This window comes from Variovorax sp. dw_954 (assembly GCF_018449755.1).
Taxonomy (GTDB): domain Bacteria; phylum Pseudomonadota; class Gammaproteobacteria; order Burkholderiales; family Burkholderiaceae_C; genus Variovorax.
Genome location: NZ_JAAVVD010000028.1, coordinates 56,636 through 82,624 on the forward strand (window position 1 = coordinate 56,636; position 25,989 = coordinate 82,624).

The 25,989-nt window shown below is 64.4% G+C and carries 25 protein-coding genes and 2 pseudogenes; 7 read left to right on the forward strand and 20 right to left on the reverse strand.

Annotation, left to right across the window (positions count from 1 at the left end; all coding sequences use genetic code 11):
• Positions 1-26: 26 nt before the first annotated feature.
• A complete protein-coding gene (locus HB681_RS31255) occupies positions 27-929 on the reverse strand; it encodes a LysR substrate-binding domain-containing protein (RefSeq protein WP_213958778.1) in 903 nt (300 codons plus the stop codon).
• A 152-nt stretch (positions 930-1,081) separates the two neighbouring features.
• Here HB681_RS31255 and HB681_RS31260 point away from each other — a divergent pair, with 152 nt between their 5' ends.
• From HB681_RS31260 to HB681_RS31275, 4 genes are all read left to right on the forward strand, one after another.
• On the forward strand, positions 1,082-2,053 hold the full coding sequence (locus HB681_RS31260) for a tripartite tricarboxylate transporter substrate binding protein (protein WP_213958779.1): 972 nt from the start codon (positions 1,082-1,084) through the stop codon (positions 2,051-2,053).
• Positions 2,054-2,081: 28 nt separating this feature from the next.
• Complete coding sequence (locus HB681_RS31265; RefSeq protein ID WP_213958780.1) at positions 2,082-2,723, forward strand: nuclear transport factor 2 family protein; 642 nt, start codon at positions 2,082-2,084, stop codon at positions 2,721-2,723.
• 122 nt (positions 2,724-2,845) lie between these two features.
• Positions 2,846-4,051, forward strand: a complete 1,206-nt coding sequence (locus tag HB681_RS31270; protein ID WP_256354364.1) for a porin — start codon at positions 2,846-2,848, stop codon at positions 4,049-4,051.
• Positions 4,052-4,064: 13 nt separating this feature from the next.
• The gene (locus tag HB681_RS31275; protein WP_213958781.1) at positions 4,065-4,631 is read left to right on the forward strand and encodes an NAD(P)H-dependent oxidoreductase; all 567 of its coding nucleotides are present in this window, start codon (positions 4,065-4,067) and stop codon (positions 4,629-4,631) included.
• A 39-nt stretch (positions 4,632-4,670) separates the two neighbouring features.
• Here HB681_RS31275 and HB681_RS31280 read toward each other — a convergent pair whose 3' ends face one another.
• Positions 4,671-5,198 (reverse strand): hypothetical protein, encoded by a 528-nt coding sequence (locus HB681_RS31280; RefSeq protein WP_213958782.1) that lies wholly within the window; start codon positions 5,196-5,198, stop codon positions 4,671-4,673.
• Between the two features lie 50 nt (positions 5,199-5,248).
• On the opposite strand from HB681_RS31280, the pseudogene HB681_RS31285 reads away from it, so the two are divergent.
• Positions 5,249-5,608 (forward strand): annotated as a pseudogene (locus HB681_RS31285) (integrase core domain-containing protein); the annotation flags it as partial.
• Positions 5,609-6,187: 579 nt separating this feature from the next.
• Here the strand turns inward: HB681_RS31285 and HB681_RS31290 are convergent.
• The 10 genes from HB681_RS31290 to HB681_RS31335 form a co-directional block, all read right to left on the reverse strand.
• Positions 6,188-6,871, reverse strand: a complete 684-nt coding sequence (locus HB681_RS31290) for a TetR family transcriptional regulator C-terminal domain-containing protein (RefSeq protein ID WP_213958783.1) — start codon at positions 6,869-6,871, stop codon at positions 6,188-6,190.
• Positions 6,872-6,907: 36 nt separating this feature from the next.
• Complete coding sequence (locus HB681_RS31295) at positions 6,908-7,876, reverse strand: PDR/VanB family oxidoreductase (protein ID WP_213958784.1); 969 nt, start codon at positions 7,874-7,876, stop codon at positions 6,908-6,910.
• 11 nt (positions 7,877-7,887) lie between these two features.
• The gene (locus HB681_RS31300; RefSeq protein WP_213958785.1) at positions 7,888-8,907 is read right to left on the reverse strand and encodes an ABC transporter substrate-binding protein; all 1,020 of its coding nucleotides are present in this window, start codon (positions 8,905-8,907) and stop codon (positions 7,888-7,890) included.
• A gap of 35 nt (positions 8,908-8,942) precedes the next feature.
• Entirely contained in the window at positions 8,943-10,334 is a 1,392-nt protein-coding gene (locus tag HB681_RS31305; RefSeq protein WP_213958786.1) for an FAD-binding oxidoreductase, read from the reverse strand.
• Entirely contained in the window at positions 10,331-11,212 is an 882-nt protein-coding gene (locus HB681_RS31310; protein WP_213958787.1) for an ABC transporter permease, read from the reverse strand. The genes HB681_RS31305 and HB681_RS31310 overlap by 4 nt, the downstream gene beginning before the upstream one ends.
• Positions 11,190-11,990 (reverse strand): ABC transporter ATP-binding protein, encoded by an 801-nt coding sequence (locus tag HB681_RS31315; RefSeq protein ID WP_213958788.1) that lies wholly within the window; start codon positions 11,988-11,990, stop codon positions 11,190-11,192. The genes HB681_RS31310 and HB681_RS31315 overlap by 23 nt, the downstream gene beginning before the upstream one ends.
• 23 nt (positions 11,991-12,013) lie before the next feature.
• Positions 12,014-12,835, reverse strand: coding sequence for a creatininase family protein (locus HB681_RS31320; protein ID WP_213958789.1), 822 nt, complete (start codon positions 12,833-12,835; stop codon positions 12,014-12,016).
• Between the two features lie 296 nt (positions 12,836-13,131).
• Positions 13,132-13,590 (reverse strand): RidA family protein, encoded by a 459-nt coding sequence (locus tag HB681_RS31325; protein ID WP_213958790.1) that lies wholly within the window; start codon positions 13,588-13,590, stop codon positions 13,132-13,134.
• Complete coding sequence (locus HB681_RS31330; RefSeq protein ID WP_213958791.1) at positions 13,587-14,780, reverse strand: amidohydrolase family protein; 1,194 nt, start codon at positions 14,778-14,780, stop codon at positions 13,587-13,589. The genes HB681_RS31325 and HB681_RS31330 overlap by 4 nt, the downstream gene beginning before the upstream one ends.
• A complete protein-coding gene (locus HB681_RS31335) occupies positions 14,777-15,208 on the reverse strand; it encodes a hypothetical protein (RefSeq protein WP_213958792.1) in 432 nt (143 codons plus the stop codon). The genes HB681_RS31330 and HB681_RS31335 overlap by 4 nt, the downstream gene beginning before the upstream one ends.
• Positions 15,209-15,597: 389 nt before the next feature.
• Here HB681_RS31335 and HB681_RS38460 point away from each other — a divergent pair.
• Positions 15,598-15,873 (forward strand): annotated as a pseudogene (locus HB681_RS38460) (ATP-binding protein); the annotation flags it as partial.
• A 31-nt stretch (positions 15,874-15,904) separates the two neighbouring features.
• On the opposite strand, the gene HB681_RS31345 reads toward HB681_RS38460, so the two are convergent.
• Positions 15,905-16,786 carry a helix-turn-helix domain-containing protein gene (locus HB681_RS31345; RefSeq protein WP_213958794.1) on the reverse strand — a complete coding sequence of 294 codons (882 nt, stop codon included), beginning with the start codon at positions 16,784-16,786 and terminating at the stop codon, positions 15,905-15,907.
• A gap of 89 nt (positions 16,787-16,875) precedes the next feature.
• Positions 16,876-18,234 (reverse strand): IS701 family transposase, encoded by a 1,359-nt coding sequence (locus HB681_RS31350; RefSeq protein ID WP_213958795.1) that lies wholly within the window; start codon positions 18,232-18,234, stop codon positions 16,876-16,878.
• A 121-nt stretch (positions 18,235-18,355) separates the two neighbouring features.
• On the opposite strand from HB681_RS31350, the gene HB681_RS31355 reads away from it, so the two are divergent.
• Positions 18,356-18,706 carry a DUF6788 family protein gene (locus HB681_RS31355; protein WP_213958796.1) on the forward strand — a complete coding sequence of 117 codons (351 nt, stop codon included), beginning with the start codon at positions 18,356-18,358 and terminating at the stop codon, positions 18,704-18,706.
• 35 nt (positions 18,707-18,741) lie between these two features.
• On the opposite strand, the gene HB681_RS31360 is transcribed toward HB681_RS31355, so the two are convergent.
• The 6 genes from HB681_RS31360 to HB681_RS31385 all read right to left on the reverse strand — a co-directional run bounded on the left by HB681_RS31360 (position 18,742) and on the right by HB681_RS31385 (position 25,962).
• Positions 18,742-19,527, reverse strand: a complete 786-nt coding sequence (locus tag HB681_RS31360) for a recombinase family protein (RefSeq protein WP_213958797.1) — start codon at positions 19,525-19,527, stop codon at positions 18,742-18,744.
• Positions 19,528-20,048: 521 nt separating this feature from the next.
• Positions 20,049-21,029 carry a tripartite tricarboxylate transporter substrate binding protein gene (locus HB681_RS31365; protein ID WP_213958798.1) on the reverse strand — a complete coding sequence of 327 codons (981 nt, stop codon included), beginning with the start codon at positions 21,027-21,029 and terminating at the stop codon, positions 20,049-20,051.
• 150 nt (positions 21,030-21,179) lie between these two features.
• Positions 21,180-22,523 carry an MFS transporter gene (locus HB681_RS31370; RefSeq protein ID WP_213958799.1) on the reverse strand — a complete coding sequence of 448 codons (1,344 nt, stop codon included), beginning with the start codon at positions 22,521-22,523 and terminating at the stop codon, positions 21,180-21,182.
• 55 nt (positions 22,524-22,578) lie between these two features.
• Positions 22,579-23,988, reverse strand: coding sequence for an MmgE/PrpD family protein (locus HB681_RS31375; protein WP_213958800.1), 1,410 nt, complete (start codon positions 23,986-23,988; stop codon positions 22,579-22,581).
• A gap of 322 nt (positions 23,989-24,310) precedes the next feature.
• A complete protein-coding gene (locus tag HB681_RS31380) occupies positions 24,311-24,634 on the reverse strand; it encodes a DUF4387 domain-containing protein (protein ID WP_213958801.1) in 324 nt (107 codons plus the stop codon).
• Complete coding sequence (locus tag HB681_RS31385; RefSeq protein ID WP_256354382.1) at positions 24,631-25,962, reverse strand: acyclic terpene utilization AtuA family protein; 1,332 nt, start codon at positions 25,960-25,962, stop codon at positions 24,631-24,633. The genes HB681_RS31380 and HB681_RS31385 overlap by 4 nt, the downstream gene beginning before the upstream one ends.
• Positions 25,963-25,989: the final 27 nt, after the last annotated feature.

The window sequence follows — 25,989 nt, forward strand, 5'->3', positions numbered from 1 at the left end:
GCGATCGCTTCGCCTTCGCCCGGTCGTCAGCGTCGCGCGTAGTGCACGGCGGCGCGGCGAAACATGTCGGCCAGGTATTCAGCGGCCGGCGTCAGCGGCAGGGCGCTGCGGCGGATGAGGACGATGCTCGGCGCCGGCAGAGCTTCCTTGACGTCGATCACCTGAAGCGCGTTGCGCGTCAGTGGAAACTCGCTGTATTGACGCAGCGTGATCGCCAGCGCATCGGAGGACATCAGCGTCGTCATCAGGCTCAGCATCGAATCCGCTTGAATGGTCGTTTGGGGCGGCTGCAACTTGTGCCGGGCGAACAATTGCGCGAACTCGCTCTCGGCTCTGCTCGTGATGCCCGTGGTCGCCCACACCTCGTCCGTCAGTTCTGCCAGCGAGCGCGCCTTGGCACGCGGATGCCCGCGCCGCGCGAAAACGGCGCGAGTGTTGTCGAACATCTTCTCGACCGCGAATTCGCGCGACGGCGCGCGGTCGGGCGACGGTCCAATGTAGAAGTCCATGCTGCCATCGCGCAGCCGGGGTTCCGCCGCAGGGAACGCTCCTTCGACGATGCGCAGCCGCGTTCGCGCGTAGCGCTTCTGGAACTGCGGCAGCGCGTTCGGCAGCAGCGTCATGTGCGCGACGATCGACAGGCAGACCTCGACGTCGCCTTGGTCGCCACCGAGGAACTGGCTGACTTCCTCCTGTGCCCGGCGTGCCTCGCTGCCGATCACCTTTGCGCGCCGTATGAACACCTCGCCCACGGGCGTAGGCGTCATGCCTCTCGCGCGCCGCTCGAACAAGGTCGCGCCCAGTTCGCGCTCGAGCTCGCCGATGCTGCGCGTCAGCGCAGGTTGCGACATACCGAGATGCCGCGCCGCAGCCCGGAGGCTTCCCTGCTCGGCCACCGCGGTCACTGCCTCCAACTGGTTGAATTTCATGGTGATAGCTGAAGCTGATCAGTAGAACAACTCTGCCATCTTATGGGAATTGGAGCGTCTTCATAGACTTCGCTGCATCCAGGCTAGCGTCGGCGCCGCGGCAGTCGCAGCGACCGGCATGAAGCGATACAACGATTCCGGAGACACATGAAATGAACCGCCGCAAACTGCTAGCCGCCACACTCACCTTCGCCGCGCTCGGCACCGCCCTGGACCTGCATGCGGCCGACTACCCCAGCAAGCCCATCACGATCATCGCGCCCTCCGGTCCGGGCGGTGGCTACGACCTCACGGGTCGGATGCTGGCGGACGTTCTCAGCCGACAGATGGGCGCATCGTTCATCGTCGAGAACCGCGCCGGCTCCGGAACGCTGATCGGTACCCAGGCGGCAGCCGTGGCACCCCCGGACGGCTACACGCTGCTGGTCGGCGGCCTGAGCAATCTGGTCTTCAACGCCGCGCTCTACAAGAAGCTTCCTTACGACCCCAAGGACTTCGTTCCGATCGGGCTGGTTGCGCGCTATCCGTACCTGTTGGTGGCAAGAGCCGACCTGCCCCAGAACGACCTCAAGGAACTGCTTGCCGAACTTCGCGCCCACCCCGATCGGCTGACCATCGCCACATCCGGACCGGGCAGCGGACAGGAAGTTATGGCGACGCTGTTCGCCAAGTCGACGGGCACGAAGATCACTCAGGTCTCCTACAAGGCGGCAGCGCCGGCGTACCAGGATCTGATCGCCGGCCGGGTGGATCTCTTTCTGGACACTCTCACCACGGCCAAGCCCCAGGTCGACGCCAAGCGCATCAAGGCCATCCTCCTGACCAGCGAGAAGCGCAACCCCTCTCTGCCTGCGATTCCGACAGCCGCCGAGCTTGGCCTGCCGCAACTGCAGATGGGTACCTGGTTCGGTCTGTTCGCACAACGCGGCGTGCCGCCCCAGGTGCTCGAACAACTGCGCGTGGCCTTGCGCGCCGCCGTGCAAAGCGGAGAACTGGCTCGCCGGCTGGAGCCGCTGGGCATCGAGGTCATGAACCTCGATCAAGCCGCGACGGAAGCCTTCATCAACGCCGAATACGCGCGTTGGACCAAGACCATCAAGCAGTCCGGCACCACGCTCGACTGAGCCCTGCACCAATCCGACGACACATCACATGGACAAGCTTGAACTGACTCCCGCGGAGCGCGATGCACTCCGCCTGCTGATGGCGCGTGCCGAGATCGCGCGCGTGGCGCAAGACTGGGGGCTCGCGCGCGACGCGGGTCGATGGAACGAACTGCAGGCGCTCTTCGCACCCGACGCAATCATGCACGCGACCTGGTTCGTGGGCAGCGCGTCCGAGTTCATCGAACGCTCCCGCGAGGCGGCCAAGGCCGGTGCACGCGTGCAGCACTTCATCGGCACCTCGTCGATCGATATCAACGGCGATCGTGCCATTGCAGAGACCCGGATGATCCTCACGGTGCGCGGCAAGCTGCAGGGGGTCGAAGTGGACGTCACTTGCCAGGGCCGCTTCTACGACTTCCTGGCCAACGCAGACGGTTGGCGCATTCAGCGACGCGTGCCGATCTACGAGCGGGACCGGATGGATACGCTTGTGCCAGGCGCGCTGGTCACGCTGGACCCGGATCGGCTCGCGCGCCACCCGGAAGGCTATCGCCATCTGGCCTACCTGCAATCCGACGGCGGTGCCCGCATCGGCACTGACCTTCCGACGCCCCACAGCGATGCGCTGGCGCGTCTTTGCGCCGAAGGCGACGCCTGGTTGGGCCGCGGCGCCGGCGCGGCCACGTAGCGCGAGCGCCAACCCGGCAAAGCCGGGCCCCCTCCCTCGAATGTTTCGGACATGCCACCGCCGGTGGCGTGCGAACCCCTGCGCGCCATCAAGAAGTGCGCCTGTACCTGGAGACCTCACCCATGAAAAAAATGCCTCTCGGCGGCGTTGGACTCGGCCTGATGCTCGTCGGCGGTGCTGCGATCGCGCAGTCGTCCGTCACCCTGTTCGGGGTGGTCGATGCAGCCATCAGCGGCTTCACCAACAAGTCCGAGGACCGGTACGGCCGCAGCGCCACGATCAGCCAGCTCGTGCTGCGCAATTCCGGCTACAACACCAGCCGGCTCGGTTTCCGCGGCACCGAGGACCTGGGCGGTGGCCTGGCCGCCAGCTTCTGGCTGGAGGCCCCGATCACCAACGATGACGGCGGCGGCATCGCAACCTTCTCGCGCCGTTCCACGGTCAGCCTGTCGGGCGGGTTCGGCGAAGTGCGGCTCGGACGCGACCACACGCCTACTTACTGGACCAACAGCGTGTTCGATCCGATGGGGCAGGTCGGCGTGGGTGCCAACCTGCTCAACTCCATCGGTTCGACCTCGCCCGGCCGTGACTTCAAGGCCAGCACCAACTACCCGCGTGCGAGCAACTCGATCGGCTATTTCCTGCCGTCATCGCTCGGCGGCTGGTACGGGCAGCTGATGTACAGCTTTCACGAGAACGTCAAGTACGACCCGGGCACCGTGACGCCGCCCGGCGTCAACGCTGCGGGCACGCTGAATCCCGGCACTGTCGCGGCGACGCGCGCGGGTCGCTACGTCGGCGGCCGCTTCGGCTATGCGAACGGATCGCTCGACGTTGCCGCAGCCTACGCCGAGGACACGACCGGCGACAACTTCTATGCCGGCACCACCGACACCACCAAGACGGCAAACGTGGGCGCGAGCTACGACTTCGGGGTGTTGAAGCTGTTCGGCGAACTGTCGCATGAGCAGCGCGTGCGCGACTACGCGATCAGGCCGATCGGCGGCGGCACACCCGACATCAATCTCGACGGCTACCTCGTGGGCTTCACGGTCACTGTCGGCGTCGGCCTGATCCGTGGCGCGTACTCGGAGGTCCGCTACGACATGCACACGGCCGCACTGCCCAACCCCAAGTCGAGCAAGGTCGCGCTCGGCTATGTGCACAACCTTTCGAAGCGCACCGCGCTCTATGCGACGGTCGCCCGCATCAGCAACAAGAACGGCGCCGCCCTGACCATCAACGGCGGGCCTGCGTTCCTCAACAACGCGACCTATACACCGGGCGTCGCCACTGGCTACGACCTCGGTATCCGCCATGCCTTCTGAAGCGCAAACCTCGATGAAGCCCAGGCTTCACACGCTGGTCTGCAGCACGCGCCCCGGCCGCATCGGGCCGGCGATCGCTGGCTGGGCCCATGCGTTCGCGCAGGCGCATGCCAGCTTCGATTCGACGCTGGTCGAACTGGCGGACTTCGCGCTCCCTGTATTCGACGAGCCGGAACATCCGCGCCTCCAGAAGTACCACCACGCTCATACGCGCGCGTGGAGCGCATCGGTGTCAACGGCGGACGCGTTCCTGTTCGTCATGCCGGAGTACAACCACGGGCCGCCCGGCGCGCTGATCAACGCGATGAATTACCTGGTCGGCGAGTGGCACTACAAGCCGGTCGGCTTCGTCAGCTACGGCGGAGTCTCCGGCGGCATCCGTGGCGTCCAGGCGACCAAGCAACTGCTGAGCACGCTCAAGCTGGTGCCGATTCCGGAGGCGGTCGTGGTGCCGCATTTCAACCAGCACATAGGCGCCGAGGGCGTGTTCTTGCCGAGCGACCTGCACACCGCTTCCGCAAAGACGATGCTCGACGAGCTGCACCGGTGGACACGCGCTCTCGCTGCGCTGAGAAAGTAGAAAGCCGCACCGGCTGGATGCGCCTCGGTCACGCTGCGGCTACAGCACCGCGGCGCTGCGGGGATCGATGACGATCTTTGCATGCTTGTCCGGCGCGGCAAGGGCATCGAATGCGCCGGCGACACCATGGAGCCCGACAGTGCCAGTGACAAGAGGCGACGCGTCGATCTTGCCGTCGGCCAGCATCCGCAAGGTGTCGCGAAACTCCAGCGGGTCATAGCCCATGACGAAGCGCAGATCGATTTCCTTGTTGATCGCCATCACCGGGCGGAACCGGTCCGGCGTCATGCAGACGCCGGCAACGACGACGCGGGAATTGAGCGGAGCGTCGGTGATGATCCTGTCGATGATGCCGGGAACGCCGACGCACTCGAACACGATCGGCCGCTTCGGCGCGGTGGCGCCCAGCGCCTTCAGGGCACCGAGGGTCAGGTGCCACGGCAAGGGCAGGCTGCGCAGCCCCTTCATGGTCTTCAGCCCGCCTGCCGCATGGTCAGCGATCGAGGTGGTGTAGCCACGAGATGCGAGCGCCTCGTAGGGCGAGGCAGCCGCGGGGTCGACCACCACGGTTGCGCCACAAGCCGTGGCGAGCGCGCGCCGGGCCGGCGTAGAAGAAAGGGGCGCTGGTGCATCACAGCGACAGGGGCTCGTACGTGTCGATCCGCTACAGCGAGCGGCTGGCCGAAGCCGGTATCGACCCCTCGGTGGGCAGCACCGGCGACAGCTACGACAACGCACTGGCCGAGACCATCAACGGCTTGTACAAGGCGGAGATCATCCACCGGCGCGGCCCCTGGAAGACGCGTGAGGCGGTCGAACTCGCCACCCTCGAGTGGGTCTCATGGTTCAACCACCACCGCTTGCTTGAGCCCATCGGCTACATCCCGCCGGCCGAAGCCGAGGCCAACTACTGGCGCCGACAAGCTCAGGCTGTGACCGCAACCAAGCCCCAAGCGGCAGTGCTTCAGGAGGGTTGAACCATGAGTACATGGCCCAACCGGGGGGCCTCCGGCGGCCCCTGCGGGGGCTGAAATAATGAAAGCCAGAACAGCCAGAAGAGAAGTCAGACCATCCCGGTCTGACTCAAGCCAATAGGCCTCCTCGAAAGCCGGTGCGGTCCAGTCTAGAAACTGTGGCCCAAACCGGTCCATCCCTCGTTCAGATCCGCCCATCCACGGCTGCAGGCTGGAGCCTCATCCAGCCGCAGATGGTAAGGCCCGGCGAGCGCCGTGCACTCGAGTTCCGCAGCGCTTGCTGTCCTTCCCAGAACTTCCGGCGGCGAGATCACCGCCTTCGGCAAGCTCCATGCGATAAATGCGCGGCCGACACAGCCGCCGCTCCACGGGCGCGTGATCGAGACTACGCGGTGAAATGCGACAAAAGTTGTAACCGTACGGGTGATGGACTCCGATTGAAATTCGTTCTCTTCGGCTGTGATTGTTGCCACCTTGAAGCGGACCGTTGCCGAAATCGAAGGCGCTCGGCATGGCCGTTGATCGGACAAAGCCGGCTGCCATGCCTCACCGCGTCGTCCGGCTTTGTCGAAGTCGCGCGTCCTAGCGGACCCCGGCGCCCTTCAGCATGAACGCCGTCACCTGCTCGATCAGGTAGCGTTGGTCCTTGTCGTCGCTCTCGGCGACCTTGCGGAACAGCGCCACCTGGGTCGCGTGGTCGGCATAGAACTGCGTCACGGCCCACAGGTGGAACAGGAACAGCATCGGGTCCACCGGGTCCATCAGGCCCTGGTCGATCCAGTTCTGGATCACCGCCGCCGCCTGTCCGGTGCGCTGCTGGCTGTGGCTCATCATCGAGCCTAGCACCGGGGCGCCGCGCATCATCTCGGCCGTGAATATCCGCGAGCGCAGCGGGTGCTCGAACGAGAACATCATCTTGCGCCGGATCAGGTCGCCGAGCACCTTGCGTGGCCCGAAGGCCTCGTCGCTGAAACCGAAGACGCCGATCCAGTCGTCGATGATGCCCTGCAGCACCTGGCGGTAAAGCGCTTCCTTGCTCTCGATGTAGTAATGTAGCTGCGCTTTCGACAGGCCGGCCTTGTCGGCGATCGCCTGGGTCGACGCGCCGGCCAGGCCTTCGCTCGCGAAGACCTCGACCGCGGCGCGGTGGATCAGGCCCTGCATCTGCGCGTATTTGCGCGCACGACCGCGCGTGGCGGGTGCGTCGAGCGGCTCGTCCGCCGCATCCACGGCGTCGGGGGTCTCGTTGTTCGGTGCTGTTCTCATCGGATGCGGATGGTGCCAGAGTGCCGCGCGGGCGGCTCAGAGATCGATCACCAACTCCTCGCCGCGGGCCCGCGAACAGCACAGCGCCACCTTGTGCGTGCGTTCGCTGCCCGTGAGGCAGAAGTCGCGGTGCTCCGCGCCTTCGCCTTCGGCGCCGACCACGCAGGTGCCGCACAGGCCCTGCTCGCAGGAGACCGGGATGTCGATGCCGACCGCATGCAGCGCATCGACCGCGCTCTGGTCGCCGGCCACCGGCACGCGGATGCCGCGCTGCGCGAGCCGCAGCACGAAGGGCTTGCCGGTGACGCCCGCGGCATCGGCAGGGGCTGCGAAGTATTCGGTGTGCACCGCGTCCTCGGGCCAGTGCGCGGCGGCGTCGCGCACGGCCTGCATGAATCCGCCGGGCCCGCACACGTACAACTGCGTGTCGGCTTCGCGCACCGCGAGCAGCCGCCGAATATCGATCTTCCGTGATGCGTCGCCGGCATCGAAATGCAGGCGCACGCGCGACGCCAGCAGCGGATCGCGCAGCGCCTCGGCAAAGGCCAGGTGCTCTTCGCTGCGAACGAACAGGTACAGCATGAAGTCGGCGCTGGCGCGTGCCAGCGTCTGCGCCATCGCGAGCAGCGGCGTCATGCCGACGCCCCCGGCCAGCAGCAGGTGGCGGCGCGCCTCGCTGCGGATCGGAAAGCTGTTGCGCGGCGAGCTGATCGGCAGCAGGTCGCCTTCGCGGACGCGGCCGTGCATCGAGGCCGAGCCGCCGCGGCTCGCGGCCTCGCGCTTGACGCCGATCAGGTAGCGCGAGGCTTCGCGGCCCCCGGCGCCGGCGTCGCAGGCGAGCGAGTACTGGCGCGAGAAGCCGCCGGGCATGTGGACATCGATGTGCGCGCCGGCCTGGTAGCCGGGCAACGCCCGACCGGCCGGATGCACCAGCTCGAAGGAAAGGATCTCCGGCGTCTGGCGCGCGATGCGCGCGACCCGGACGGTGAGAGTGCGCTCGGTCATCGTCGGTGCCGTTACTTCGCGGCCGCCTTGCGGATGTCGATGCCGACGCCCTTGTTGACGAACTGCCTGGTGTAGGCGTCGCGGTAGTTGAAGTCGGTCGGCTTGTAGAGCCCGGCCGACACTGCTTTGTCGTAGAAGTCCTTCATGCGCTCGTCGCTCATCGCGCCGATGCCTTGGGTAGTCGCGTCGCCGACGTCGATGTGGGCGCGCAGGATCGGCATCGACTTCTCGATGTAGTCATCGCTGATGTCCGGATTGATCTTCTGGATCATCGCATCCGCTGCCTTGCGGTCGCCGTAGAGATAGTTGTAGTAGCCGATGTTGGTGGCTTCCACGAAGCGCTTCACCAGGTCGGGTTTGGTCTTGACGAGGTCCTGCCGGGTTTCGACCACCATGCCGTAGGTCGACCAGCCGGCGTCGGCCAGAGACAGTACCACCGGCATGAAGCCGGCCTGCTTCTCGACCGCCAGCGGCTCCGAGGTCGCGTAGGCCTGCTGCACCGACTGCTTGTCGGCCAGGAACTGCGAGAGGCTGAAGTTGTAGGGGCGCACCTGCTCGTCGCGCATGCCGTAGGCCTTCTTCATCCACTGCCAATAGCTGATCTGGCCGTCCTTGGCGAGCAGCACGGTCTTGGCCTTGGCGAGGTCGGAGAACTTCTCGAAGCCCTGCCCCGGGTGGGCGATGATGGCCTGCGGATCTTTCTGAAAATAGGCCGCAACCACCACCGTCGGCACCTTCTGCTTGATGTTGTCGAAGGCCATCAGCATGTTGCCGGTCATCAGGAAGTCGATCTTTCCGGCCGGCAGCATCGGCCGGTTGTTGACCTGCGGCCCGCCTTGCTGGATCTCGACGTCGAGGCCGTACTTCTTGTAGGTGCCATCGGCCAGCGCCTGGTAGAAGCCGCCGTGGCCGGGCTGGGCGCGCCAGTTGGTGGCGATCGTGACCTTGTCCTGCGCGAAGGCCGCCAGGGCGGTGCCGGCAAGCAGGGTGGCGATCAGGCGGCGGGCGATGAAGCGGGATTCGGTTTGCATCGTGGGTCCTCGGGTTGTGTCTCGGTGGTGAAGGTTCAGGCGTCGCGCGCCATGTCGGGGTGCCAGCCGCGCGTCTTGCCGGGGTTCATCAGGCCCATCGGGTCGCTGCGCTTCTTGAAGTCGATCTGCTGCGTGTCGATGGTCTTCATGCCGCCGTCCTCGATCGTCACGACATGCGGGTTAAAGACCTGGCAGCCGCCCTGCGACTCGATCTCGCGGATCAGCTCGTACTGGTGGGCCTCGCCCTTCCAGCGCACCAGCAGGATCGAGAAGGTGCCGTACTCGCCACCGGCGCGCGCGAACTCGTGGTGCTGCAGCACGTCGTCCCCGAAGATCGCGATGTGGCGGTCGACCACCGCGGGGTCGAAGGGCTGTGCATAGGCCACCTGCAGATAGGTCCAGCTGCGGTCGACCTTGAGCGCCTGCAGTGTCGTGTGGTTGTAGGCGCATTCGTAGGCCGGCGGCAGGCCGGCGGCGTGCAGCTCGGCCTCGGTGCCCTCGAGCGACACCGTGCCGCCATGCTCGGCGACCAGCGCGCGGAAGGCCGGCATCGAAGCGGGCGCGACCATCGCGAACATCGCATGCTGGTCCGGCGGAAAGTGCGCGCCAAGGTTGGCGTAGTAGGGTGAGAAGCGCGCGTCGACGGCCGACAGCAGGAACAGCTCCAGCGCCGGCGTGCTTGCGGCGATTCCGAAATCCATCACGCGCCGGTAGCTGTCGAATAGCGCGATGCAATGCTCCCAGTCGACGGCTGGGCTCAGCGCCACCTCGACCTCGGTCAGGATGCCGTTGGTGCCATAGGCGTGGTGCACCTGCTGGATCTCGTCGCCCTGCAGTTCGATCACACGCGGCTCGCGCTCGACGGTCATGATGCGCGCCCGCAGCAGGTTGCCCGGATCGCGCAGGATGCCGTGGCGGATCGATCCGATGCCGCCGAATCCGCCGGCGATGAAGCCGCCGATCGAGGCCACGTGCCAGGTCGAGGGCCACATGCGCAGCGCCTGCCCGGTCTCGGCCACGGCGAGCTCGATGTCGTGCATGCGCGCGCCGGCCTGGACCCGCACGCTGCCGTCGCCGACATCGAGCACGCGGCTCATCGGCGTCACGTCGAGCACCAAGCCGCCCTCGAGCGGGACGCATTGGCCGTAGTTGCCGGTGCCGCCCGCGCGCACCGTCAGCGGCAGTTTCCATCTGGCGGCCACGGCGGCAGCCTGCCGCACGTCGTCCTCGGTCGACACCTTGATCACCAGGTCGGCGACGCAACCCGCGAGCTGCTCGGTGAGGATCGGGCTGTACCAGTAGAAGTCCTTCGAGAGCTGCTTGCGCTGGTTCGGCGCGGCGATCACGTTGAGGCCGTGCAGCTCGCGCCGGACGGCGTCCCAGTCGACGGCGGCGGGCTGCTGCAGCGGTTTCGGCACTGCGCTCATCGCTCCCTCCGCATCTCGCTTTCGTGCCAGTGGCCCAGCACGGCGCGCGACAGCGCGGCAAACACGATGAAGATCACGATGCCGAGCAGGGACACCAGCAGCAGCGCCGCGAACATCATCGGGATCTCGGTCCGGAAGCTCGACTCGAGGATGCGCGAGGCCAGCCCGGTCTCGCGGCCCGCGGTGCCGGCCGTGAACTCCGCCACCACCGCGCCGACCAGGCTCAGGCCGCCGGCGATCTTGAGTCCCGCCATGAAGTAGGGCAGCGCGCTCGGCGCCAGCAGATGGCGGAAGGTCTGCCAGGGCGAGGCCTTGTAGAGCTGGAACAGGTCGCGCAGGTTGCTGTCGGCGCTCTTGAGGCCGATGACGGTGTTCGACAGGATCGGGAAGAAGGCCACGATCCAGGCGCACAGCAGCAGTGCGGCCGTGGTGCTCGACACGTAGATCAGAATCAGCGGCGCAATCGCGATGATCGGCGTCACCTGCAGGATCACCGCGATCGGAAACAGCCCAATCTCGACCCACTTGAAGAGCGCGAAGGCGATCGCCAGCAGCACGCCGCCGACGATCGCCGCGGCCAGCGACAGCAGCGTGAGCTTGACCGTGAACCACAGCGCGCTCGACAGCGTGTCCCAGTTGTCGACCAGCGTCGTGAGGATCAGCGACGGCGCGGGGATGATGTAATGCGGCACGTTGTTGATCCGCACCACCAACTCCCACATCAGCAGCAGGCCGATTACCACCGCGACGGGCACTGCGGTGCGCAGCGTCGACTCGCGCCGTCGCAGGCGGTCGTCGCGGCGTTGCAGTTCGGCGGCCGATGGTGCCTCGCCGAGCGCGGCCAGCGCCGTGTTGTCAGTGATCGATGTCGACGCCATGGAGGGCTCCGTGCAGGGATTGCGACACCGCGGTGCAGTGCGCGTTGTAGCCGGTGGATGTGCGGAAGGCTTCGCCGCGCGGATAGGGCTCGTCGATGCGGATCTCGTCGACCACGCGGCCCGGGCGGGGCGCCATCACGACGATGCGGTTCGACAGGTAGACCGACTCGTAGACACTGTGCGTCACGAAGATCACCGAGAAGCGGTGCTCGCGCCAGATCGCCAGCAGGTCGTTGTTGAGCTTGATCCGCGTCATCTCGTCGAGCGCCGCGAAAGGCTCGTCCATCAGCAACAGGCGCGGCCGCGTGACCAGCGCCCGGGCGATCGACACCCGCATCTTCATGCCGCCCGACAATTCGCGCGGGTAGACGTCGGCGAAGCGCGAAAGACCGACCATCTCGAGCGCCTGTGCGACCACGGGCGCCGCGGCGTCGCGGCTCATGCCGGTCAGCTTGAGCGGCAGCCAGACGTTGTCGAAGACCTTGGCCCACGGCATCAGTGTCGGCTCCTGGAAGACGAAGCCCAGCTCGCGGTCGCTGGTCGATGCAGCGCTGTCGGCGCGCGACCAGGTCAGCTCGCCCGAGCTGATGCGTGTGAGGCCGGCGATCAGTCGCAACGCCGTGCTCTTGCCGCAGCCCGACGGGCCGAGGAAGCTGATGAAGTCGTGTTCGCCGCAATCGAGCGACATGCCCTGCAGCGCGAGCGTGCCGTTGGCGAAACGCTTGCTGACCTGGCGCAGGCTGACCAGGGGTTGTGTGGATGGCGTGAGGCTTTCCATGGCGGACTCCGGGGCCGAAGCCGTCAATGCCACGCGGGCTCGTTCGCCAGGCGCTCGATCGGGAAGCGGTGCACCTCCTGCAGCAGCTGGACGAAATTGCGCCCGACATGGTCGAGCACGGCGCGACCTTTTTCGGCCGTGGCCAGGGTCGCGTCGCCGGCCGCGCCGGCCGGGTTGATGTCGTGCATCTGCCAGCCGAGCTTGCCGCTTGGCGTGATCGACAGGAAGCGATTTTCCTTCGCCATGTCGTCGGTCAGCGAATGGAAATTGCGGAAGTTCTCGGACCGCACATGGTCGGGAGTCAAATGCAGCATGACCGAGCTTTCGAGGTCTCCGGCGTGCACGCCGTGCTTTCCCTCGTGGGCCGTGAACAGGCCTTCGGGCAGCCCCAGCGTGTACCAGTTGGCGGCCACCACCATCATGTCGTGCGACTCGCGCAGGTCTCGCGCCACGATGTCCATGATCGACATCTGGCCGCCGTGGCTGTTGTAGAGCACCAGCTTGCGTACGCCGGCGCGGGCGACGCAGGCGCCGATGTCTTTCCACTGCGCGATCAGCGTTGAGGCCGACACCGTCAGCGTGCCGGGGTATCGGGAGTGTTCGTTGCTCTTGCCGTAGGCGATGGTCGGCAGGAACAGCACGGGCAGGTCGTCGGGCAGGTGCGGCAGCGTCGCGCGCACCATGCCGTCGATGGTGGCGGTGTCGGTCGACATCGGAAGGTGCGGACCGTGCTGCTCGGTGGCGCCTACGGGCAGCACCGCGATCAGGTTGGCGCGGTCGAGCCGAGAGAACTGCTCGCTGGTCAGGTCAGACCAGTAGCGGCTGCGCGGGCGATTGGAAGGCATGAAGCGGCTCCTGCATCGGGAAGGAACCTAAATTATCCATATGGTAAAAAAAGATTGATTATGGTTTACCCATAATATAGGCAGCGACATTGAAACAATCTGAAAGGCGCGCAGCATTCATCCGACCGATTGGTCAAATGAAATGGAGTTGCAAATGAGCTCGGCGACGCACGGGAAACGCGAGTACTTGATCGCGCGGTGACCGGCTTCCTGCTGCATGGTGCGTACATCGAACAGTTCGGTTTTCGGCTGCAGCCCTGCGGCACCGACTCGGACAGACCGCGCCGCCGCGAGCCTCAACCTTGCGGCAGATACATCGTCGCCTCGACCTCGACGAGCACCTCGTCGCCCGGCAGGAAGCGCGACACCTCGACCACCGTACTCACCGGCGGTTCGCCCGGATAGAACAGCCCGCGCACCCGGTTGTACGGTGCGTAGTGGTGCAGGTGACGGAAATACTGGACCAGCTTGACCACGTTTTCCATCGTGCCGCCGTATTCAACCGCCAGCGTACGGATTCGCTCCAGCACGAACCAGCTTTGCGCGACGATGGGCGCCTCGAACACGTCGACGGACAACTGTCCGGTCGCATAGCCGAGGCCTTGGATCGCAGTGCGCGCGATGTCGGGGATGTCGTCGTAGCCGGCTACCGCGCGCCGGGTGGCCGGATCGAGCGCGACCACGCCGCTCATGAAGACGAAATCCCCCACTCGCTTGGCCGCCGCGTAGTTGGCCATCGGCTTGCCCATGCTCATTGTTCAATCTCCAGCACTGTTCCGTTGCGGATCACCGTGCGGCGGCGGCCGCGCGCGTCCAGCAACTCGTACTCGTCGGTGGCGGCGAGCAGCACGAGGTCGGCAGGACAGCCCGGCGCGATGCGTCCGTCCCAGGCGAGCCCCAGCGCCGTCGCCGGGCTCACGGTGATCGCGTCGAGCCAATCGGTTGCCGGTGCAAGGTGCGCCATCTGCACGCCGAGCCCGAAGGTCTCGACCAGATCGTAGCTGCCATAGGGATAGAAGGCGTCTTGCACGTTGTCGGTGGCAAGGCTGGCGCGCATGCTTCGCAATGCGGCTTCGCGGATGCGGGTGATGCCACGCGCCACCGGCGTGCGATGCCACTCGCCCTGCAGGTAGAGGTTGGTGCTTGGCAGGGCGATGAGATCGATGCAGGCCTGCGCGCACAAATCGAGCGTGCGCCCGGCCTGTGCATCGTCCTGTGTCGCGAGCGAGCACGCGTGCCCGCAGCTGATGCGCCGGCGCTCATGGCGCGCGAGCGCCAGTTGCGCGATGGTGCGCAGCCCGGTCGCATTCGCGTCCAGGCCTTCGTCGACATGGAAGTCGAGCGCCAGGCCGTATTGCTGCGCAAGGTCGAAGACCCTTCCGAGCTTGTGCACCAGACCTTCATTGCGATAAACGAAGGCGCCCATGACGCCGCCCGCGTGCTGAACGGCTTGCGCGATGCGGTCGCCCGCCGCCGAATCGGCAAACAGGTCCAGCGGGGTGAGCGAGACGAATTGCAGTTCCACGCGGCCGCTCCATCGCTCGCGCAACTGCTCGAAGGCATACAGCGACACAGGCGCGTTCGGCTCGACCCAGTCCAGATGCGTGCGCAGCGCGCGGGTGCCGCACTGCCACGCCTCGCCCACGGCGCGCTCCATGCGCGCGTCGAACGCCTCGCGTGTCCAGCGCGCGGCATGTTCGCGCATCCGTTGGATGGCGGCGAACAGGTCACCCTCGGCCGCACCCACCTCGCGCACCGTGTAGTTCTTGTCGATGTGCGCATGTGCATCGACCGTACAGCTGATGAGCGTGCCGCGCGCCACCGGATCGACGGCGGGCGCTATCGCGCTGACATGCCGATCCACGATCCGGACATCGAAGACATCGCCTTCGCCGAGATCCGAGGCCTGCAAGCGACGCGGAATGCGTACCGATTCGAGCTTCACGCCGTGGCCTGCCTCTTTGGCAGCCAGCCTTTTGCCAGCTTGGATCTCAGCATCCGGTTATCCACGATGCCCTCGTGAACGGACGGAAGACACTTCTGCGCTGCCGGCGGAAGCAGGCTGCTCTGCTGTCGAGTGTGCCTGCGCTGGAAAGGACGCAAGCCAGCAGAAGAAGGTGTCGGATGTTTTGCATTGGCATGCCCGTCGAGAGACGGGCGCGACATCATAGCTTCGACGGCCACGCGTATCTCCTCATGATAAGATCCTGCGACGCGTTCGCTTGTAAATTTGCGTGGGTTCTTGGCCTCCATCTCGGTGTCGGCGGTAGCCCTGCCCAAGCGCACTTTATTGGCGAGCCAGCAGCCGCGTTGATGGAGGTAGTCACCGACGCAATTGATCTCGTGCTGGCCGATTTGCTTCTTCCGCCTCAAGCTGTCCCGTGCAGGCTCGCGCGATGGAGGCAGGGCTGCAGGTGCTGAGAGAGCGTCTTGAAGTGATGGCCGGGTTTGCTGGATCGTCGACTAGGAGGCGCCGTCAAGCGGGAGCGCACGAGCAAAAGAACTCATGCCTTGGCGATCGTCTTTCCCGACGCATGCCCGGCGAGAACCATGTGCGGCTGCGGCATCGACGATAGTTGAACGTACTCGATTTTCCTTCAGTGTTCGCGCCGGGCGCGCCCCGACTCGTATAGGACGTGCAAGGCGCGATTGCGCCTCTGCCGCCCCCAGTCCAACGGACAGATGTCTACCAGGTCGGTCGGACGGATCGCTTCGCCACGCTGTGCCACTTTCCAGAGCAACTGCTCCAACAACTGGCCATCGTGCATGGCTTGCGTTTGGGGCGATCTGGTCGAGCAGGCGCCAACGCGGACACCGAGAATTCGCGCTGGCTGCTGGAGCACCTTCTGCAGGCAGAGAGCACGGAGCGGTCGATGCGTTCGGTGAGTCACCAGATGCATGCGGCGAAGTTCCCGGTGCATCGTGACCTGGCGGGCTTCGACTTCACCGTGTCGCCGGTGGACCGCAAGCTGATCCACCAGTTGGCCGAGGGCGAGTTCACCGAAGTCGCGCACAACGCCGTCCTGGTCGGTGGACCCGAGTACGCGACATGATGCTCACCTCAGTACGTTATTGATATTCAATGGGAATTTGCCGCGGATCTTCTGGGAGCGGGCGGCGACTGGGCGGCTGAGTCGCCGCACGAACCTCAGGACGCTGGAGATCGCAGCGCTTGATGACCCATGGCGCGCCTTTGCGCGCCTGCGAGGCATTCAGCGTGCCGGCAGTGATCATGCGCAACACAGTCATGTTGCTTGTTCCCAAGGCGTCGGCTGCCTGCTCCAGCGTGCCCCCGCCGCGTTCCTCTCGCTCGCCGACCTTGAAGACGCCGATGTCATGCGCGCAACGGAACGACCGTACCCGCGACTGGGTCCAGGTAAGTTCTCCGCCGGTGCGGTGCCCGAGTCGGTTGAGCAGTGAAGCGATGCTGCCGTCATTGAGTTGGCGTGCCAGCTGCGAGACAAGCGTTTGGACTTCGACATTGGCCGTCCAGCGATGTTGCCCGGTGCGGTTCTTCATCACGCTCAAATCAGTGTGGTCGCCGCCTTGCCAATGGAGCACAAGCTCAATCCGTCCTTCGCCTACCCGGGCGACGATCTCCTTGATCACGATGCGCAGGATGCGCTTGCGCACTTCGCTGGTCGCCGCGGGATGGCCCCACACTTGTGGCAGGTCGGTGCCCAGCGCGAGCAGCGCCTCGCGTTGCTGCGGTGTGATAGCGGGTGCCTGCTCGGCAACCAGCGCGTCTATCGCTTCTTGACGCTGCGACACCAGCGCCAGTCGTTCATTCCATCGCCGCTCAAGCTCGCCCGCCACAAGCCGGTTGCCCCGGTCCACGGCATCGAACTGTCGCTGAGCACGGGCGGCTTCGAAACGAGCTTGTTCCAGAGTAAGTTCGAGTTGCCGTCGCTTGGCCCGGCCGTCGTCGGCTCGTTGCTCGATCGCGCGCAATGCAGCCTGAAGGCCGATGGGCCTTAGTCTTACTGTGTTAGTTAATTTGCTCGCGCTGATGCCGTAGGCAGCAGGGACATCGAGGCAGGTTACGAGCCAGCAGCGCGCCGATTCGCAATCGCAAGCTCGTGATGGAGGATGGGACGTGGCGCTGCGCCCTCTGGGCTTCCCCGAGGCTTGTAATGCGTGGGTAGGGCAGGCTCCTCGCGTGCGGAGTTTTTTTTACCCCCGACCTCGTCGGGGTGCTGCAACCGCTGCGCCAGCAGGAAGCCGTAGGCGGCGATGCTGAGACTGGCGTGGTGGTGGAAGCCGCGCCAGCCGCGGCCTTCGTACTGTCCGAGGCCCAGGTCCTGTTTGAGATCCTGGTAGTCGCGCTCGATGCGCCAGCGCATCTTGGCCTCGTAGACCATCCGCTCCAGCGACGCGTCCTCGGGCAGCGTGGACAACCAGTACTTCAGCGGCTCATCGTGCCCTTCGAGCCACTCGATCAGCAGCCATTGCGGTTCGCGCAGCTCGCTGCGCTGCGCGTCGCGGTGCGCAGCACGCACGCGCACGCGGGCGAAGTGCGAGCGCAGCGCGGTGTTCGTGCCCTCGCGCCAGGTGACCTCCTGCCAGTCGTCTGGATCAATGTCGAAGGCCACGTCCTTGACCGTACGAGGCCGGTGCTCGGGGGCATTGGCGCCGCCGCGGCGCAGCAGTCGGGGGATGGGGCCCTTGCCGCTGTAGGGCCTGGGCGGCAGGGGTTCATGCCCGGGCGACCACACCGTGACGCTGCCTGTCACGCCCACGACGTAGGGCAAGCCAAGTTCGCTCAGGCGTTCGCGAAACGCCGTTTCCACGCCGTAGCCCGCGTCGGCCAACACGCAGTGCCTGGGCGCTCCCTGGGCCAGCAGGTTCTCGATCTGCTGCAGCGCGATCTGGGGCTTGGTGGCGAACTTGAGCGCTTCGGGCACGCCGGCCTTCTCGCGTCGGGGCGCATCGTCGGCCCACTCCTGGGGAAGGTACAACTGCCACGCCACCGGAATGCTGGCCGCCGCGCAAGCCAGCGATACGCTCACCGCCACCTGGCAGTTGTCCTGCTTGCCCAGCATCCCACAGTACTGGCGCGCGACGCCCACCGCGTGCCGCCCCTGCTTGGGAAACCCCGTGTCATCGATGATCCACCAGCCGCCGTCGCTGAAATCCATCAGCGGCACGACCCACTGGCATATCCCCAGCAGCATGCGCTCGTCCGACCAGTTCGCGTCAGCCACGAAGTGGTGCAGCGACTGGTGGCGCGAACGAACATTCAGCGGGTCCATATGCGCGGCCATCGGCTCCACGCTCTTGCGCTGCAACGGCGACATCAGCCCGGTGGTGTAGCCGCGCAGCCCGGCGTGCCGGTCTGAATGTCCCAGGCCCTCGCTCAGGTGGGCCATGTACTGCTCGAAATCCTTCAGGTCTTCCATCGATCGCCCTTTGCTGCGCAGTATGCACACGGCCCGCATTGCGCAGGTCATACAGGCCAGGAAACTTGCATGTTGATAATCTGGCGCTAGTATTAGCGACAGATAAACGAAAGTAAAGCCCATGGCGCATCGACCCGAAACCATCGTCAAGCAGGCGCGCGAGCGCATCGCGCGAATTCGAGACACCCTCGGCGAGATCGACTACCTGTGCTCGGGTACGCTGCTACAGCGAACGAAGGTCTGTGGAAAGCCGGGCTGCCGTTGCGCCAGCGACCCGGACGCTCGCCACGGTCCTTACTTCGAGTGGGGGCACATGAAGGACGGCAAGCTCGTTCACCGCACGGTGTCGCCCGAACAAGCCGCCATCCTGGAAGTCGCCATTGCCAACCATCGCAAGGCAAAGAAGCTCATGCAGGCTTGGGAGCAGGAGACAGAACGGCTCCTTGATGCGCAAGCGCCGCGCAACCCATAGCCCCGTGGACACGTCGATTCAGAAGGAGACCAATTTTAATGACACAGTAAGATTAGCAGAGCGAGAACCTCGTCTGCGACGGCGCGATCTACGCGCAATGAGCCAAACGAGATGCACATCTCTGCGCCGTGATTGATAGCCGCACCTCGGCAGTGGTAGCGGCGTATGGTGCCGTCGCTGCCACTGTAGGCCACATGCAGCTTGCGACCGCAATGCGCACAGCGCGGCAATCCGGCCAGAAGCGCCTCGCCCCGGCGAACGGCGCCGCGGACCATGCCGCCGCGCATGTTGGTGTTGTCGGCAATCACACGTTGAATGTGGTCGTAGGTGTCCCACCCAATGTAGCCTTCATGGTGCTCGACGATCAAGGCCTGCCAGTCCTCGCGCTCGCGTCGATTGCCGCGCACGATCCGCTTCCTTCCGCCCTCGATTCGGGTACGTGTTTCGGTGCGGCCGAAGGCGTATGCGCCTGCATAGTCCGGGTTGCTCAGGATGTGAAGCACGGTGTTGTAGGTTGGCAGTCTCCAGACGACGCTGCGGCGGCTGTCTTCGTAGATGGCCGTGGGGAGCTCGATCTTCTCCTGCCGGAACCACAGCAGCACCTGGCGAATACTGCCGACTTCGGCGAAGCGGGCGAACACCGAAGCAATGGCCTCGCGGATGCGCAAATCAGGATCCAGTTCGATACGATCATCCTCACTGCGAACGAACCCGATGGCCACGGTGGTGTGCAGATCGCCGCGCGCGGCCTTGAGCTTGATCGCCTCGACCGAGCGCTGACGCAGCAAGGACAATTCCATCTCCGACATGGTGCCCTTCATGCCGAGCAGCAGTCGATCGTTGACGCTGCGCGGGTCATATACGCCATCTGGTCAATATCGAATTGGCGCCGACAACCCAGGAGCCCAAAAGCCGCCAGCCCTGTCACCGACTGCGCTGGCAGCGCAACGCCGGCTCCTGCCCCGAGGAGATCGTGACGATCCGTGGACGCTGTAGAACCCGCGAGTGTCGGTGCAGTTGGCGTAGAAGAACTGAGCGGGTGCGCGCGGGTGCGCCCACGAGCTTGTCGAAGGAAGCGACGCGATTTTCAACCTTGATTGTCGTGAACGATCTGTCCCGCGCTCGCCGTGTTGACCGCAGCAGCAGCGGCGTCGATCACCAAGCGACTGCGTTCCGAAGTCATGTGAATAGTCAGGTGCTGAACCGGTAACTTTCGAAGGTCGTAGAGGAGCCGATCGAATCGCAGGAGCGGTGCCCCCGATGTCCGTCTTTAACAGGCGGACGATTTCGGGATCGGCCGCCACCGCCGAAATTGTGACCAAGCGCCGACAGAGGTAGTCGGTCAATCCAGTTGCGCGCCTGACGCCTTCACTGCAGGCCCCCAGCGCTTCAATTCCTGACGAACGAGTTGATCGAAGCTTGCGGCCGTCCCACCGTTGACGACCGAGCCAACGCTTTCATAGTGCTTTTGAACTTGGGGGTTCTTTAGTGCGCGGTTCACAGCGGCGTTCAGTTGCTCGACCACTGCGGGTGGCATTCCGGCCGGGCCCACCAATCCGGCCCAGGTCAAGGCCTGAAAGTTCGGGACGCCCTGCTCGGCGACGGTGGGAACCTTGGGAAAACGCGGGGAGCGCTCGGCACCGCTGGTTGCAAGTGCCTTGACCTTGCCGGCGCCGAGCATCGGCGTAATGGAGCTCGCCGCATCAAACCCGGCCTGCACGCGTCCGCCGATGAGGTCCGTGATGAGCGCGCTCGAGCCCTTGTATGGGATATGTGCGGCGTCGAGCCCGGTTTCGCTCTTCAGCATCTCCATCGCGATGTGGCCGGTGGTGCCGCTTCCGCTCGAACCGTACGAAACCTTGCCAGGGTGCGCCTTCGCATAGTCGATGAACTCACGAAGGGTGTTGAATGGCGAATCTGCCGCAGTTACCAGGAACATGGGGCTCGTATTGATCAGGACGATCGGCGTGAAGTCCTTGGATGAGTCGTAAGGGATATTGCGAAACAGAAACGGATTGATGGCGAGCGGGGCCGTCGAGGTGAGGAGCAACGTGTAGCCGTCGGGCGCGGCCTTCTTGACGAATTCGTGTGCGATGATCCCCGAGGCGCCCGGCTTGTTGTCAACGATCACAGGTTGGCCCATCTCCTCGCTGAGCCTCGCCGCAACGATTCGCGCACCCACGTCAGAGGACTGCCCCGCTGGAAAGCCAACGACGAGGCGAATGGGGCGGCTGGGAAATCGTTCCTCGGTGTGACCGACCTGAGCGAGGATGGTCAGAGCTGCGGCACTTGCCAAGATTTTTGAGAGTTGTCTCCGGTGCATGTTTTTTCTCCAAGCGCGTCTGTGAAATGAAAATTCGAGAGAAGGTCGATTGGGCCGTCGGCTAGTGAGGTGGCGGCATTCAGTGGCATAAGCAGCCCAGCGGCTTGTGACCGACCGGGCACAGGAAAGCGACATTGAAACCGGCTGGATTCAATGAACAGACACGAATTCGCTCTCAAGTGAACGCCGAGTCGTCTCGATGCCGAAGATCGAGAGAATGACTGCCTGTGCAATGCCCAATGCCATCACGGTGAAGATCACTCCATTGACGCCGTTGAACGCATACAAGACGGCAACCGCCTGCGGCGCAAAGATGGATGCAGCTCGACCGGAGACACTTGCGATGCCGGCACCGCGCAGTCGCACTTGCGTCGGAAAGATCTCCGGGACATAGGTCGAGAAACCCATGGTCGAGCCAAAGTAGCTAACGGTCATGAACGCTACGCCGACCACCGTTGTCGCAGTGAGGCTGCCCGCATTGGCATAGGCCCAGCCGAGCGCCACTGAACCGATGGATGCCAGCACAATCCACTTCTTGCGGCTCCATTTGTCGGTCACCTGCGCCGCGAGCAGGACACCCAAAAGGCTTCCACACGACATGAGCGCGGTGTGGCCCAAGGAAGAAGACATGGACAGGCCCTGCTTGACCAGGAAGGTGGGCAACCAGATGATGAATCCGTACAGCGAGGCAAGCGCCACCACGTTCAGTGTCACTGCGACGAGTGTCGAACGAAGCAGGGGCGGCCGGAACAAGTCAACGAATCGAAAGTTGGAAGGCATCACGTTGGGGACGGGGAGGGGGTCCGCCAACGGCCGTCCTGTCTCTGCTCTGACCTCGGCTTCGATCGCATCGAGGATCTCATTCGCCTCGGAGCCACGTCCAACCGATTCCAGCCAGCGCGGCGACTCGGGCATCTTTTGGCGCATCACCCAAACCATCAGACCACCTACACCCGCAATGCCAAACATCCAGCGCCATCCAAGGGTCGGGATCACGAAGTAGCTCACGACGTTCGACACGAGAAGCGCCGACGTCGCCAAGAAGAAGAGCACAGCTCCCCATTTGCCGCGTTTGGCGGGCGGAACGAACTCCGAGATGGTGGCGTAGCCGACAACGATCTCAGCCCCAAGGCCGATGCCCATCACGAATCTGAAGAAAATCAACCACTCCATGCTCGGCGAGAACGCAGCAGCGACGGAGGTGGCGCCGAACAAGATCAGGTTGAACTGGAAGGTGAATTTCCGGCCAAATCGGTCGCCCAGCCAGCCGGCCATGAATGCGCCGATCAAAGTGCCGAGTGCTCCGGCCGAGGCAAAGTTGGCATTGCCGGCCATCGTCGACCATCCGGTCGAGGTGAGCGCGACCATCACGCCGCTCGCAAGATAGAGGTCGAATGCGTCGAAGAAAAGACCTGCGCCGATCATCAGTGCCATCCGACGATGGAACATAGATTCGGGCAGGCGATCAAGCCGCTGCGCGGCGGTATAGGCCATTTTGATGTCTCTTTCTTTAATCGGTATCGGGCGACGGTCGCCTCCGCGGGGAGGCTCAGATCACGCAAAGCGCCATGATTTCGTCCAGTGACGACGCGGCTTCCAGGTTCAGTACCTTGTCGATCAGTTCCTCGGCGGCGCGAGGTGTGATGGCTCGCGTGGCATTGGTCATGAACTTCGCCTTGAGCGCAGCGCTCGACAGTGGCACGTCGGCTGTACCGAGGCTTGCGGGCTTGCGGCAACGCACGATGCGGCCATCCTTGAGGTGAACAATGACCTCTCCAGGAAAGTGCACCGGAAAATCGCTGGCCGGGTCGTCAACGCAGAACGTCTTGTCAGCGATTGCAAGAACGTCCGGCGAGTCGAGCGGTTCGTCATGGAACGCCGCAATATCCACCCGACCTCTGGCCAACGCGAGGGCCACCACATATTGAACGCTAAACAGTGCGCGATAGGGGATGGAGGGCTTGATGCAGGCTTCACGCGGCAGCGCCACCATCTTGTGGAGATCGGCCGTCAGGGGGCACTCGATGCGCTCGATCTCGTCCAATTCAAACTGGCCGCGCAGCTCCAGCGCCGCGTCCACGAAGGCATGAATGAAGTGGCAGCACGGATACGGCTTGAGCGCGATGCCCAGGGTCTGCCAGACCTGTTGCGGCTCGCCCAAGCCGAAGCTCGGCAACTTGTCGCCTTCAGGAATGCGCTGGATATGCGTGAAGTAGAAGCCGCCCTTGGCGGCCTCGAAGACGGTGTTCGGGCCGAGGAAGCCAGCGCGGCCAAGGGCCACCGCCGCGAGCGCGCCGTGCGCAGACCAGCCAGGGTGCAAGCGCTTGAGCCAGGAGATGCCACCGATCAGAATGCCGGAGGCCTGACTGCCGCACAGGCCGAGCGACGAAACCAGCGACTTATGGTCGACTTTGTAGAGACGTCCCGCCGCAGCCGCGGCTGCAAACGTGCCGCACAGAGCGGTCGGATGGAAGCCGCGATTATGGAAGTCCGGTGCGCCGACCGTGGCAAGCCGGCAGCCGATCTCCAATGCCGCGATGAAGGCGAGAAGAACCTCCTCGCCTGTCGATTTGTTGGCTTGCCCTGCTGCGACCGAAGCAGCCATGGCCTGCGCACTGGCATGGTAAATGGCGCCGATGTGTGTGTCGTCAAAGTCCAGCGCATGGGCGAGCACACCGTTGACCAACGCGGCAGATGCGGCGGGGAGCCGCACGCCACTGCCGATGGCCGTGGCGTCATCGCCACGCCCCAACTCCTGAGCACCCTGCAGTACGGACTGACCGATGTCGAATTTGGAGGAAGCCAGGGCGATGCCGATGACATCGAGAAAGTGCTCTTTCGCCAGCGCCACTACATCGGCCGGGACATGTTCTAACTTCAGATTCAGCGCAAACTGCGCGATCTTTTCGGATTCGGTTTGCGCGAGCGCATGGACTTCGGTTTGGCTGGTTGCGTTCATGATCTTTTTAAACTCTGACGTAGATGTGTTGATTAGGTAGAAAGCGATCTCACGCGACCTTGAGCCCGGCATCCTGACCAAGGCGCGGTTGGACACGTTCAGCCAGTTGCCACGCGAGCGTCTCGCGGTCCCCGTCGGGCGCGTGAAGCACGACGATGCATATTGGCTTGTCGGGAAACTCCGCCGCGGAGATCGGGAAAATGCTGCTGACCGTGACGTGACGTGACGTGACGTGACGTGACGTGACGTGACGTGACGTGACCGTGACCGTGACCGTGAGCGCGACAGCGACGCACGCAAGGCGAATGGCTGTCGCATTCAGTCATCTGGGTTCGGTTGGAATGTCGATCGTCATGAGGGGCGCATGCTGCTGCGCGCCGAACGTGTCACGTTCGTTGATGCTGCCCTGTGCCCAATTGCGACGCAGCGTGAACTTGAAGGCTTGAGCAGGCTTGAAGAACAGCAACGCGACGATGTCTTCCCTTTTGACGCCGTACAGGCGGCACATCAGGTCGTGAGTCAGTACACCGCTTTGTTCCACGAACTGGTAAGTAGAAGCATCCTTGAACATCACATCGAAGGTGATTTCAAACGGGCCGGAGTTCTTGCTACGGATGACCTGGGCCAAATCTTTCAGTTGCGTCATGCCACCTCCTCGATGCGGTATGGAAAGAGTTCAAGCGGCGATTCGACTTCCATCAGGTGGTAGAGCGAAAAGCGGCACACAGGTCCGATCGGGTTTTCCATCGGATTGAGCGGCAGGGCGAAATTCCCTGCGGTCGCCATCTGGCCGGGGTAGGGCATGTGCAGCACGCCGATGCGTGCGTTGCTGCAGATCGCGGTAGCCAGATCCTGCGTCGGTGCCGTCACTTCGCCCAGGATGCCGACTTCCAGCGGCACGAAATCCTTCTCGGGTTCGAGGGCGCCCATCACGCCGTTCTTGCCGTAGACGTGAAAGTTGATCTGTGCCTCACCCGAACGTAGTTCGGGATAGACGGTGTTCAGACGCTTCTTCAATGCTTCGAGGAAAGCGTCGATCTGGCCGATCAGTATCGGGTCGCGGATGCCGCCCATGAAGATCGTGCGTTGTCCGGCGATCGCGGCGGCCTCGAGCTTGACCAGGTACTTGGGTGTGGGGCGAAACACACTGCCGCTGACGCGCACGCTTCGGTCGTTCAACGGCGTGTATTGCGCGCCGTTCAGATCCAGCACCCCGCCAGGGCCGGATAGCAGATCCGGTCGCGTTTTTTCGTACAGCGTGTGGGCGGCAACGGACAGCGGCGTGCAGCGCTCGTTCGGGCTCATGGGCTCGAGGTCGAAGCTGTCCTGGCGGATCGTGGCGAGGATCACCTTGCCCTTGGGCTCGGCGCAATTGGCGCCGCACTCCATGATCTTGCCCATGTGCCAGAAAATGCCCGGGTCCTCGATGCCGTGGAGCATGCAGAACGCGGCGTAGGGCGCAGGATCGTAGGCGCGACCTGCCACGACCACGTTGACGTCGGGATGCTCTCTCAAAACCGCCAGGATCGGTTCGACGCCCATCTGCGCGACGATGTGTTCCGAAGTCTCGATGTCGTTTTTGGTTGCGGGGGGTGCGGAGGCGCAGGACGTGACGCGACCGGCATCGAAGCGTTCATGCACGAGTTCACGCTTGACGTCGGCATAGATGGCCGCGACCTTGAGCTTGTAGCCCTTGTCCTTGGCGATGCGACGAATGATGTCAATCGTCTCGTCGACGTGCTTCCCAATGCCCGGTCCTCCTGCAGAACCAAGGAGGAGGGGGATCTTGTTTTTGTCGCAGCCGGCGAGGATCAGGCGAAGGTCGCGCTCGAGCGCGCTTTCCGTCACGATCATCTTGCCGAGTCCGAGCAGATAGGGGCCGGGATCGGTCGAACCCGCATCTACGACCACGGCGTCGGCGCCTGCATCGATGCCGCGCAAATAGTCGACTTCGGGGATTCCATAGCCGAGCATGCCCACGGGCGTGAGGATCTTGATTTC

Bases quoted from the DNA above. Each gene is read 5' to 3' on its own strand.
- HB681_RS31365 (WP_213958798.1), bottom strand. From the start codon at position 21,029: ATGCACCGGAGACAACTCTCAAAAATCTTGGCAAGTGCCGCAGCTCTG.
- HB681_RS31295 (WP_213958784.1), bottom strand. From the start codon at position 7,876: ATGACCGAGCGCACTCTCACCGTCCGGGTCGCGCGCATCGCGCGCCAG.
- HB681_RS31315 (WP_213958788.1), bottom strand. From the start codon at position 11,990: ATGGAAAGCCTCACGCCATCCACACAACCCCTGGTCAGCCTGCGCCAG.
- HB681_RS31275 (WP_213958781.1), top strand. From the start codon at position 4,065: ATGAAGCCCAGGCTTCACACGCTGGTCTGCAGCACGCGCCCCGGCCGC.
- HB681_RS31350 (WP_213958795.1), bottom strand. From the start codon at position 18,234: ATGGAAGACCTGAAGGATTTCGAGCAGTACATGGCCCACCTGAGCGAG.
- HB681_RS31375 (WP_213958800.1), bottom strand. From the start codon at position 23,988: ATGAACGCAACCAGCCAAACCGAAGTCCATGCGCTCGCGCAAACCGAA.
- HB681_RS31305 (WP_213958786.1), bottom strand. From the start codon at position 10,334: ATGAGCGCAGTGCCGAAACCGCTGCAGCAGCCCGCCGCCGTCGACTGG.
- HB681_RS31260 (WP_213958779.1), top strand. From the start codon at position 1,082: ATGAACCGCCGCAAACTGCTAGCCGCCACACTCACCTTCGCCGCGCTC.
- HB681_RS31385 (WP_256354382.1), bottom strand. From the start codon at position 25,962: ATGCTCGGCTATGGAATCCCCGAAGTCGACTATTTGCGCGGCATCGAT.
- HB681_RS31355 (WP_213958796.1), top strand. From the start codon at position 18,356: ATGGCGCATCGACCCGAAACCATCGTCAAGCAGGCGCGCGAGCGCATC.
- HB681_RS31265 (WP_213958780.1), top strand. From the start codon at position 2,082: ATGGACAAGCTTGAACTGACTCCCGCGGAGCGCGATGCACTCCGCCTG.
- HB681_RS31310 (WP_213958787.1), bottom strand. From the start codon at position 11,212: ATGGCGTCGACATCGATCACTGACAACACGGCGCTGGCCGCGCTCGGC.
- HB681_RS31380 (WP_213958801.1), bottom strand. From the start codon at position 24,634: ATGACGCAACTGAAAGATTTGGCCCAGGTCATCCGTAGCAAGAACTCC.
- HB681_RS31370 (WP_213958799.1), bottom strand. From the start codon at position 22,523: ATGGCCTATACCGCCGCGCAGCGGCTTGATCGCCTGCCCGAATCTATG.
- HB681_RS31320 (WP_213958789.1), bottom strand. From the start codon at position 12,835: ATGCCTTCCAATCGCCCGCGCAGCCGCTACTGGTCTGACCTGACCAGC.
- HB681_RS31325 (WP_213958790.1), bottom strand. From the start codon at position 13,590: ATGAGCATGGGCAAGCCGATGGCCAACTACGCGGCGGCCAAGCGAGTG.
- HB681_RS31300 (WP_213958785.1), bottom strand. From the start codon at position 8,907: ATGCAAACCGAATCCCGCTTCATCGCCCGCCGCCTGATCGCCACCCTG.
- HB681_RS31270 (WP_256354364.1), top strand. From the start codon at position 2,846: ATGAAAAAAATGCCTCTCGGCGGCGTTGGACTCGGCCTGATGCTCGTC.
- HB681_RS31255 (WP_213958778.1), bottom strand. From the start codon at position 929: ATGAAATTCAACCAGTTGGAGGCAGTGACCGCGGTGGCCGAGCAGGGA.
- HB681_RS31290 (WP_213958783.1), bottom strand. From the start codon at position 6,871: ATGAGAACAGCACCGAACAACGAGACCCCCGACGCCGTGGATGCGGCG.
- HB681_RS31360 (WP_213958797.1), bottom strand. From the start codon at position 19,527: ATGAAGGGCACCATGTCGGAGATGGAATTGTCCTTGCTGCGTCAGCGC.